8 protein-coding genes are annotated in these 10,859 nt (G+C 39.8%); 4 read left to right on the top strand and 4 right to left on the bottom strand.

Annotated elements, in window-relative coordinates:
* Positions 1-392: carboxypeptidase-like regulatory domain-containing protein (locus tag ACLL8Z_RS13350; protein ID WP_411275283.1), on the bottom strand; the 392-nt coding region annotated here is incomplete at its 3' end.
* A 760-nt stretch (positions 393-1,152) separates the two neighbouring features.
* Between ACLL8Z_RS13350 and ACLL8Z_RS13345 the strand changes: the two genes are divergently transcribed.
* The 4 genes from ACLL8Z_RS13345 (at position 1,153) to ACLL8Z_RS13330 (ending at position 6,695) form a co-directional block, all read left to right on the top strand.
* On the top strand, positions 1,153-1,776 hold the full coding sequence (locus tag ACLL8Z_RS13345; protein WP_411275282.1) for a DUF6266 family protein: 624 nt from the start codon (positions 1,153-1,155) through the stop codon (positions 1,774-1,776).
* A gap of 439 nt (positions 1,777-2,215) precedes the next feature.
* Complete coding sequence (locus tag ACLL8Z_RS13340) at positions 2,216-3,241, top strand: sensor histidine kinase (RefSeq protein WP_411275281.1); 1,026 nt, start codon at positions 2,216-2,218, stop codon at positions 3,239-3,241.
* Positions 3,234-3,941: a LytR/AlgR family response regulator transcription factor gene (locus ACLL8Z_RS13335; RefSeq protein ID WP_411275280.1), complete on the top strand. Its 708-nt coding sequence runs from the start codon at positions 3,234-3,236 to the stop codon at positions 3,939-3,941. Before ACLL8Z_RS13340 ends, ACLL8Z_RS13335 begins: the two co-directional genes overlap by 8 nt.
* Before the next feature lie 132 nt (positions 3,942-4,073).
* On the top strand, positions 4,074-6,695 hold the full coding sequence (locus tag ACLL8Z_RS13330) for a TonB-dependent receptor domain-containing protein (RefSeq protein ID WP_411275279.1): 2,622 nt from the start codon (positions 4,074-4,076) through the stop codon (positions 6,693-6,695).
* 123 nt (positions 6,696-6,818) lie between these two features.
* Here the strand turns inward: ACLL8Z_RS13330 and ACLL8Z_RS13325 are convergent, their stop codons facing one another.
* From ACLL8Z_RS13325 to ACLL8Z_RS13315, 3 genes are all read right to left on the bottom strand, one after another.
* On the bottom strand, positions 6,819-8,480 hold the full coding sequence (locus ACLL8Z_RS13325; RefSeq protein WP_411275278.1) for an adenylate/guanylate cyclase domain-containing protein: 1,662 nt from the start codon (positions 8,478-8,480) through the stop codon (positions 6,819-6,821).
* Between the two features lie 21 nt (positions 8,481-8,501).
* A complete protein-coding gene (locus tag ACLL8Z_RS13320; protein ID WP_411275277.1) occupies positions 8,502-8,885 on the bottom strand; it encodes a response regulator transcription factor in 384 nt (127 codons plus the stop codon).
* A gap of 60 nt (positions 8,886-8,945) precedes the next feature.
* The coding region (locus ACLL8Z_RS13315; RefSeq protein WP_411275276.1) for a response regulator at positions 8,946-10,859 on the bottom strand (1,914 nt) is incomplete at its 5' end.

The raw sequence follows: 10,859 nt of genomic DNA, 5'->3' as shown, positions 1-10,859 counted from the left end.
GTTCCATAACCCACCACGACGACTTCATTCAAAACCCCTGTTTCGGGCACAAGGCTTACATTACTGATTGTTGTTTGCCCGGAAGTTATCAGAACTCCCGTTATACGCTTCGTTTGGTAAGAAATAAAGGTCGCAATAAGAGTGTAGGTACCCGGCTGTGCGGCCAGAGTATATGATCCGTCAGCACCTGTTTGCACTCCATTGCCAGTACCTTCAATTTTGACGCTTGTTCCCGGAAGTGGAGCGCCATTTTCATCCGTTACTTTTCCCGTGATCCTGCCTGGTACTGACTGTGAGAAAAGTGTTTGTGTAGGTAGTATCAATAAAGCTTGCACGAATAGGAATATACCTAAAAACGCACTCTTCTGCTGGTGCAGTAAAAATTTTTTCATCTGTATATAGTTTGGTTTTATAAGGTGATAACCTGCCTGCCGGAAGGCAGGGCTATCATGATCTTAAAAATTCATGCTCAGTGGCATCTGGCAAAATCATGATGGTTTGTTATTTTCGAATACTTAGTTAATGATGTTGTTTGTTGGGGGCAGCAACATGGGGCTCAATCCAATTTTGCAGCGGGGAAACGGTTCTTCTTCAGGAGCGGTTTTTATGTGGGTACTTTTTTACTCATACTAGCTATTTAATTTAATATTTCCTTTGCTTATACAATGCCGCTAATTTATCGTTAGGGTATTAACGGAACATTAATTTATCAATATCAGATCTTCGAAATCTGATGGCGCTCTTAACCTATATTTTGTAGAAACCAAAACCGAAACATTTGAGTAACTAAATTTAACATTTCGCTAACATTAAATTCACATTAAATGCGAAAAATGTGCATCAGGTCGGCAAGCTGTTGAAAATCAGTAAAATATATTTCAGAGGTAATATTAAGAATAGTTTCATTTCCCGGCAAATTTGGTTGACCTGAACTGTAGCCGGGCTAAATACTCCGAGCAAGAAATATTCTCCATGCTTCCCAAATAAACGCGAAGGAAACGCGAAGGAAACGCGTACGAAACGCGCATGAAACGCGTATGATTCCCATGTGCAGGCCCGTTTTCCTTGGGTTTACCTCACCTTTACTTAAGCTTTAATTTTGCTTTGTTCAGAAAATGTTTTTATATTCATAAAACCAAAAACCCTAAACATATGGGCAGATTGATCAACGGGCCCAATGGGCCCTACATCGGTAAGGCTGGATCTTATATTGGATACGTGGTAAATGGAGTGGGCTACATTAAGGGCATTTACAAACGAAGAACCAAGGCCCCAACTAAAGACGAAGCTTTTAACCGGGAAAAATTTGCGGTTGCGCAACGATATTTGCGATCGCTTATATATTATGTGAAACCGGGGTTTAAGGGTTATAACCCACGGTTCCAGGGTTTCGCAGCTGCCAAATCTTATCTGATGCGAAATGCTTTAAAGGTAATCGACGGAAAAATTGTGATCGATCCAGCACTAGTAAAAATAAGCTTCGGTAATTTGCGCCTTCCGGATGATATTAAATGTGAATTTCAGGAACCTGATATAATGAGAGTCACCTGGAAACCATCAGGAATCGGTGCTTCCGATCAGGCAATGATTTTGTTTCATAATACTGAAGCCGCAGACCCTTTTGGAAGCGTCTACGGCAATTACCGTCAATCAGGGGAAGAGACTGTTGTTGTCAAAAATCCTCACGGCACCACATTACATGGCTATCTGGCTTTTGTCGCGGCTGACAGGAGCAGGCAGTCGGATAGCATGTATCTGGGAAAGTTTGAGTTTTAGGGAAAATATTAGTCAATCTAGAACTATTACCATAAAGATGAGCTTATAACAACGATAGAAGTGTTTAAGCAGAATAATAGTTAAACATTATACTAAGCTTAGAGTCGGCGTTAAATTATAACCGCACGAAAACTGGAGACTTAAATGTAAAGGCAGGAGGCACCTTAACAGCGATCAAAGCAGGGAAAAATAAATCCTCCCGAATCATTTACCGATTATAAGCCTTGGTAGTGCCAAGCGAAGATGGTTCGCGGGGATTTATTCATTAATTATTCCAATATTTTCCCTGTTCGTCTCTATGATTTCCAGTATAGTATCTCTGAAAAACTTCGTAATACAAATAGTGGTAAATTAGATTGGCATTAATTAGAATTAGACGGCTTTCTTGCGAAACGTCTAAAAATAGCACCTTGTAAATTATCCTTTTCATAATTCTAGAATGATTGTATCTAACTCGCACTGGCAGGTCAAAAAATGGAGTACGGCAGCTATCCACATCAGCGTCTGGACAGTAATAATCCTCTTTAATTACATATTTGATTATGATGATAACAGGGTAAGTCCGTTCAGGAGCCTCAATGCATTAACTAATGTTTTCCGGGCGGGTATCTTTTATCTCAATGCAATGTTTCTCGTGCCGATGCTACTTTACAATAAAAAGTACTTGTTTTATTTTCTTTCCCTGGTGGCTCTATTTTTTATCATGATGCTTTTTCGTGGAGCTCTTTTTCCCTTGTTTATCGAAAGGAAAATCAATTTATTAATTTCCTCCTTCCACAACATCATTGCCTTTGTTATTACCATCACTGCAAGCATCGCTTATAAAACCATTACCGATAAGGCCAGAGAAGATGCATTGGCCAGTGAAAAACAGCAGGAAAATTTAAAAACTGAGGTCTCCTTCCTGCGTTCTCAAATTAGTCCTCATTTTATTTTCAACGTATTAAACAATATTGTCGCTTTAGTTAGAATGAACAGCAGAGAGCTCGAACCTACGGTAATGAAATTATCGACACTCATGCAATATATGCTGTATGAAACCGACAAAAAAGTGTTCCTGCATGAAGAAACGCAATATTTACACGACTATATTGACCTGCAGGAGCAGCGTTTCGGCGACTTTATAAAAATTACAAGTACCTTTGACGTGCCTTCAACGCCCTTCATCATTGAACCGATGTTGTTAATTTCTTTTGTAGAAAACGCCTTCAAGCATGGCGTTGGTTTAATTCAGGATCCTTTGATCACAATCGAACTGCATTGTAATAATAATAAGCTTTACTTCAATGTGCAGAATAAATACAATGAGGAGGACAATGAACCAAAAGATAAGACTTCTGGAATTGGTTTATCCAATGTTCGCAGACGCTTGTCACTGCTGTATCCTGAGAAACACAATTTAGTTATCAGAAAAAGTGAGGGGTATTTTTATATTTCACTTGAATTAGAGCTTGAGTATGCTTAACTGTATAGCTGTTGACGATGAAGCATTAGCTTTGAGCTTATTGGTAGATAATATCAGCAAGGTTCCTTATCTGAGAATAGTAGCCACTTGCAGAAATGCGTTTGAAGCTATCCAGGCTTTGCAAGAAAATGAAGTAGATCTGATCTTCGTAGATATCCGGATGCCCGGGTTAACAGGTTTACAGTTCATAGAAAGCTTATCAAAAAAACCGATGGTTATTTTTGTGACAGCGTATAAGGAATTTGCTGTGGATGGATTTGCACTTGAAGTGGTAGACTACCTGTTGAAGCCTGTACCGATGGAACGATTCTTAAAAGCCTGTGACAGGGCTTTACAGCTGGATCAATTAAAGAAAGAAAAAAAAGCAGTGGTTGAGGAGCCCGACTTTTTTTTTATCAATGTAGATTACAGTCTCGTTAAAATCCACTATAAGGATATTGTCTACATACAAGGATTAAAGGATTATGTAAAAATTACATTAAACAATTCAGATAAATCTATTGTTCCCCGCAGCACGGTAAGCGGAATTGAAAAACTATTGCCCTCGTCCAAATTTATCAGGATCCACAAGTCAGTTATTGTATCAAAGGCTGCCGTGACGGCTATCCGGAAAAATAGTGTATTTATTGGTGAGACGGAATTTTCCATCGGTGACACCTATGGAGATGTCATCGATAAATTAACGGGGAAATCCAATTAGAGACAAGTTAACTGTCCTCTACTCAATATCATCACAAGATTTTACACATTGGCCTCAACATTCATGCTTATGGTATCAATTTTAATTTTGTATATCCATGAGGAATACTTTTGTTTCATTAGAACCAAAATCATGAAAAAAATAATATTCCTATTCGCAATGCTCAGCTCCCTGGTTATTGCTCAGGCCCAGGTAGTATCGCCTACTACTCCGGCGAAAAAAAACAATGGCAGGATAACCGGCATACTAACAGACAGTAAAGACCTGCAACCCGTTTCTTATGCCAGCATCATCCTGGCAAGAGCATCCACCGGGCAATCTGTGGCAGGAGCGGTTGCCGACGATAAGGGTAAGTTCACCTTTGCAAATATCGATTCAGGAACATATCAGCTGACTTTATCTTTCATGGGTTACGAAACGAAGATTATTCAGAATATTCAGGTTAATACCAATGAGGCCGAAGTGCAGCTTGGAACAATCCAACTTATCCCCGGTGCGAATGTCTTAAAAGAAGTGACCATTGTTGCGCAGCGGGCTTTAATAGAAGAAAAAGTTGACCGAACTGTTTACAATGCTGAAAATGACATCAGCAATCGGGGTGGTGATGCTACGGACGTACTTCGTAAAGTTCCGATGCTATCTGTTGATCTGGATGGCAATGTTTCTATGCGTGGAAGTCAGAACATAAGGGTTCTAATCAATAACCGTCCATCAACCATCACCTCAGGAAGCATTGCCGATGCGATGAAGCAAATTCCTTCTGATATGATCAAGTCAGTGGAAGTGATCACCTCTCCCTCTGCAAAGTATGATGCTGAAGGATCGGCTGGAATAATAAATATCATCACCAAGAAAAATACGCTACAGGGAGGATCGCTGAGCATTGACGCAGCGGCAGGTTTAAGAGGCTCTAGTCTTGGTTTAAACGGAAGTTACAAAGCTGGTAAAATGGGCTTTTCCCTGGGAGGCAGGGGCCGGGCTGGATATAATACTACTGGCAGTTTCCAGAATTCTCAAATTACAAAGAATAGTGTAAGTGAGGAAATTGTAACCAATCAGGAAGCGACCACAAATAATAACATGTTGATGGGCCGTTATACGTTTGGATGGGATTATGATATCAATAAGAACAATTACATCTCCTCTTCGGTAGAATATGGCCTTAGAAACTTTAACACCTACCAAAATGGATTCCTTATTGAAAACTTCCGAAGCAATAGTTTAATGAGCAGTAGCTTAAGAGATGCAGAAGTCAAAGACAATTCAGGAACAGTAGATGTAAATTTTAATTATACACACCTCTTCAATAAACCCCAGCAGGAACTCAGTCTTCTTACGTTGATCAGCAAAAATAACAGAACAAATAATTTTCAAAATGCAATATATAATAATGATCAAAGCGCAATTGATAGCTATTTTAAAAATATTAACGAAAGCGCTAACCTGGAAACTACCGTTCAACTGGACTATCAGAATCCCATAGGTAAAACCCAAATGATTGAGTTCGGTGCTAAACAGATATTACGAAGAGTATCAAGTGACTATCAAAATCTGAGGGCGGATGCATCCAACGCTTACAATGCCGTTTTTGCTAATGCATTCAATTACGATCAGAATATTACAGCAGGGTATCTTTCCTACACCCTTTCAACTCCTTCAAAATACAGCTTTAAAACCGGGGTTAGATATGAATATACTACGGTGGACGCAGCCTATGATAATGCGGCCAATACAGCTTTCAATCTATCGTATGGTGCATTAGTACCCAGTATAAACATCTCCAAAAGAATGGCATCCGGGAACACCCTGAAGCTCTCATATAACAGGCGACTCCAACGTCCTTCCCTTCAGTTTTTAAATCCAAATATTCAGGCTGCGAATCCACTTAATATTACTGTAGGTAATCCCAACCTGGATCCTGAATACACCAATAATTTAGAATTGGGATATAGCACTTTCATAAAAAATAGTTCACTAAGTGTTTCAGCATTTGCAAGAAATACCAATAACTCCATACAAAGCATAAGAGATCTGGCAGGTGCTGATACCATACGTACAAGTTACGCAAACATTGGGCAGGAAAATGCTTACGGTATGAGCGTGTTTTCCAGTATAAACATCTCCAATAAGCTTACCCTTAACGGTGGAGTAGATACTTATTATGCTGTATTAGACAATAAGGTTAGTGATCCTGTTTATAATGCAAGCAACGCGGGGCTCGTATTCAATATCCGTGCAATGGGAAGCTACAGGGTTGGTAACGGCTGGAGCTTTGAAAGTTTTGGATTTTACCGCGGTGGTCAGGTGCAGCTCCAGGGAACGCAGGGTGGTTTTGGAGTTTATAGCTTAAACCTTCGTAAAGATGTTGACCAGGGAAGAGGAACCATCGGACTTGGAGCTGAAAACTTTCTTGGAAAGTCTATAACCATTAAAAATGCATTAAACACTTCTGTTCTATCGCAATCGAGCACGGATGTAAGGAATAATTTAAGTTTCCGATTTGCTTTCAGTTATCGGATTGGCAAAATCACCAATGGCCAGGATAATCAGCGTAGAAAAAAATCGGTGAAAAACGATGATCTGAAAGGCACGGGAGATACTGGGCAGGAGTCAGGGGGTACGCCTCTGGGTGGTGCACCGGCGCCGGCAGAAGGGCAGCGTCCAAAGCCGCAGTCTCCGGTACTAAAGCCTGCGCAAGATTCAACTAAGAGTCCAAAAAAGGAAGAGGTTAAGCCAGGCGATCTTAAAAAATAACGTAAGTGGTGTGCATGACCAGCAAGGATGGGCCCTTTTCAGGGCCTGTCGCAGCTGGTTTTTTTAATACATTAAAGTCAAATAAACCTTTCAGCCTGGAGGGCGGGCACCTCACTAATGATTTTATTTATTAGTTCCACCGTTTTCATTTACTCCACTTTCTATACAAGCACGGGAACTTCGTAGAAAAAATTCAGCAGTCATATCTTGAGGATCTACTTCGGCCACCGATAAAAAAGCTTGTTCAGCAGCGCTAAAAGACTTATTTAAAAAATTATACATTCCCCGATTGAATGTGGGCAGGGTTTTTTGCCTTCTAAATATATTCTCTTCAGTATTTCCGCTGAAACATTCATAAATGTCAATGTGATTTTGTTTACCTTTTAATTGAACGAGACCCAATGATCGTAAGTGAAATTTTTCTTTGTGAGCGATCAGAGCTAGAGAAGCCTCACTTAAGATTATGCCCGTTTTATATTGTTTTGTAAGGCTTTCTAGTCGTGAAGCTGTATTGACAGTATCTGATATGGTTGTAGCATCCAGACGATCAGTATCGCCTGTAATTCCCATAATGAGAGGACCAGTGTGCATTCCAACTCCAATCTGTATGGGCTGCTGCCCGTTTCTATTTCTATCCAGATTAAGATCAACTACATTTTGCTGCATTTCAATTGCTGCACATAACGCATCGGATGCATTACCCGGAAATATAGCCATGATTGCATCTCCGAGATATTGATTTATAAATCCATTGTTCTTTCGTATCGAAGGTCCCATACGCTCGTTGAACGAGCATACGAATTTGAAATTTTCTTCAGGGGTCATTTGTTCGGAGAGCGCTGTAAAATCCCTGATATCCGAAAAAAGAACGGTCACAATTTTCTCAACCTGATCCCCAAGCTTTACGTCAGTAAGAACTTTATGCCCCAGGGAAGCTATAAATTCATAGGGGACAAATTTCGCGCTAATTTCATTGATCAGGCGCATTGCCTGCTCTTTCTCCTGGGCTTCTCTTATGTTTTTTTCGTATAAAAATGCGCTTTCCATGGCGGATGAGGATTGCAAGGCAAGGGTAGTGAGCAACTTCAAATCAGCTGCGGTATAATTAACCTCTTCCTTACTACCTAAAATGATTACACCCATTACGCGGTGGTTCACTTTTAATGCCGAATAGATAATTGAATTAACTTCGGGTAATATAATCCCTGCGTCTGCCAATAAGGAAGTATCGGTAATAATCTCTGACTGAACCCCCCAAATAATCTTAAGCAAAAATTGCAATTGTGCATTTATTGTTTCCTCATTAAAAAAAGAGTCACCAGAAGAAGCCTTAATTTGTAATTTTTTTGTGTTTTCATCCATTAAAATAATTACACCATTATCAGACTCAATAACCCTCATGGCTTCGCGAAATGCAATGACGCAAATGGAAGAAGCATCAATCGTTTGTGCCAGCTTATCCGAAAAATTAAAGATTAAATTGATTTGCTGATAAAGGTTCAGCACCTCGGCACCAAGCTTTTTTCTCTCAGCTTCTTTTATTGCAAGATGATCCAGAATATTTGCTATGATTAACGCATTTTCATCACCTTTCACGTGTCCAATAACACGACCTTCTAATGTTATCGGGTAAGAAAATAGAGTTTCCTCTCGTTCTTCACCAACGAGTATTTTACCTGAATCGTCTTCAATCCAGGCAAAAGTTTTTGTTTCATGCATAATTGAATGAATCAGGCTTTCTGTTCCATTCTTTCTGATGATCGATTTCAAATTTACTTGTAACATTTAATAATGCAAATTTGAATGTCAGTTATCGAGCGCTAATACCTCTCTAGCCTTTGCCAGAATAACTTCAGGGTCAAAAGGTTTGGTCATATATACATCAGCACCTACTTCCTGACCTTTCAGGCGGTCGAGTTCCTGACCTTTTGCTGTTAATAAAACAATGAAAACTTCCTTCAATGCGAGCTCTTTTTTAACCCTACGGCACACTTCCATGCCATTCATTTTAGGCATCATCACATCAAGGTATACGAGCTGGGGATTTTCCAATTCAATGATTTCTAAAGCCTGCTCTCCGTTTTCGGCAGTAAAAAAAACAACGCCTTCATCTTCAAGTTCTTCCAGGGTTTGCTCTAAAAGCATTCTTATGTGTGCTTCATCATCTACAATTAAAATTTTTTTTGACATGGTTTTCTGATTATTAAACTGTTGTATCCCTCTGCTTTTTTGAATAGTATGCTACTCTTCTCACTGATAAAGCAGAAAAAAGACATTTTCAAGGCCTTTTTCAAATCGCAGTGTTTGTACAATATCCTGTTTTTCTGACTGTTGTGAATTAAGAATGATAATATCAGGCTGGGCAGCAATTGCATTTTCCAATAATTGCTGCCCATCAGATTCTACTACGTGGTACCCTTTTGCTTCCAGCACCTCTGTTAAAGAACGAATTGCGGCAGAATCCTCATCCACAATCATCACTTTTCTCTTTGACTTACCCTGTTCCAGCAATTCTCCTACGTCAGCAAATAATTGTGCAGTGTCAATGGGCTTGGTTAAATACCTGTCAACCCCAATGCGAAAACCTCTGATTTTATCCTGCACAACAGACAAGATAATGATGGGTATATCCATTGTTTGGGGATCATTTTTAAGGATAGCTGCTACATCAAACCCATTCATTTCGGGCATCATTACATCCAGAATGATAAGATCAGGCTTATTTTTGCGCACTGATTCGAGTGCTTCCTTTCCGTTGCTCGCCTGTGTTATCAGATAACCGGCATCGCTTAATTCCTGATGCAGCAATGATCGGATTGAGTCATCATCATCCACTACTAAAATGGAAGCGTTTTCAGCAATTCCATCGAAAGGCGATTTTGCCATTTGTTCTTTCAACTGCTTCACCAATTGATCCAGATAAAGAGGTTTAACCATTGGTTCAGAACTTACTATTGGTAAAGCAAATGAAAATGTACTACCTTTTCCCGGTTTGCTTTCCAGCCATATCCTGCCCCCATGATGCTCCACGATCTCTTTACAAATAGGCAGGCCCAATCCTGTGCCTTTTGGTTTATCGGTAAGTGTATCACCGCCCACTTGTTTAAACTGCTCAAATACCGCGGCATAATCTTCTGCAGCAATGCCAATTCCGGTATCGGAAATACCTACAATCAACTCATTCTTTTTCCGGTAAACACTACACAATACAGAGCCTTTATCGGTAAATTTTACAGCGTTCGAAATTAAATTAATGATCACCTGGATCAGTTTATCACGATCTCCTGAAATAGGCGGAAGACCAGTTTCAATATTTTTTTCCAGTTTTAACGATTTCTGACTGAATAATGCCGCTGTTGCAGCGATGGCTCTTTCTGCCACTTCTGATAATGAAACATCTTCCACATTCCACTCCATTTTACCCGCCTCAATTTTGGCAAGATCAAGAACGTCATTGATAAGATGGGTGAGCCTTTCCCCTTCCGAGATGACAACCCCAAGGTTTTCAATAATTTGGTTAACCACTTTATCTGTTTTGGGATCAGTGCGGTCTACCGTTGGAAATATTTTTTCATCCAGACGTTTTCGTATGATTTTTGCAAATCCAAGTACAGAAGTGAGCGGGGTTCTCAGCTCGTGACTTACAGTAGAAAGAAAAGCACTTTTGGCATCGTTTGCTTTTTCTGCAGCTTTACTTGCTGCTTCGGCCTCCATTTTCGCTTGTTTCACATCTTCAAATAAGGAAGCATTGTTCAAAGCCACTCCAACAGATGCTGCTATTGTTGATAACAATCGTTGATCATCCTCATTAAATCTATTTTCCTGTTCGGTGCTTTGGACACTTATGACACCCACAATATCATCTCCAACAGGTATCGGGACACCCAGATACGACGCAGCCGGGAGGCCCATTTGCTGAATACCCATCTCTTCTGTCCTCTCCTGAATATCTTTATTTATTAGAAGCCCTTCACCAGTTAGAATAATGTTAGAAGTAAGACCATCCCCAATTAATCGCGATGGCATCACTTCTCCATATTGATACACGAAATTAATCATGTTCGTTTTTTGATTCAATAAAGCCAGATAAACAATATTTGCATTGAAAAGTTGCTTCATTTGATCACCAACAAATTGTATCAGTTCATCGGTGTTTAATTGTGA

The sequence above is a fragment of the Daejeonella sp. genome, assembly GCF_046590655.1.
In the GTDB taxonomy this organism is placed as follows: Bacteria; Bacteroidota; Bacteroidia; order Sphingobacteriales; family Sphingobacteriaceae; genus Daejeonella.
Note: the sequence above shows the minus strand (reverse complement) of the source record. Positions and strands in the feature narration are given on the sequence as shown.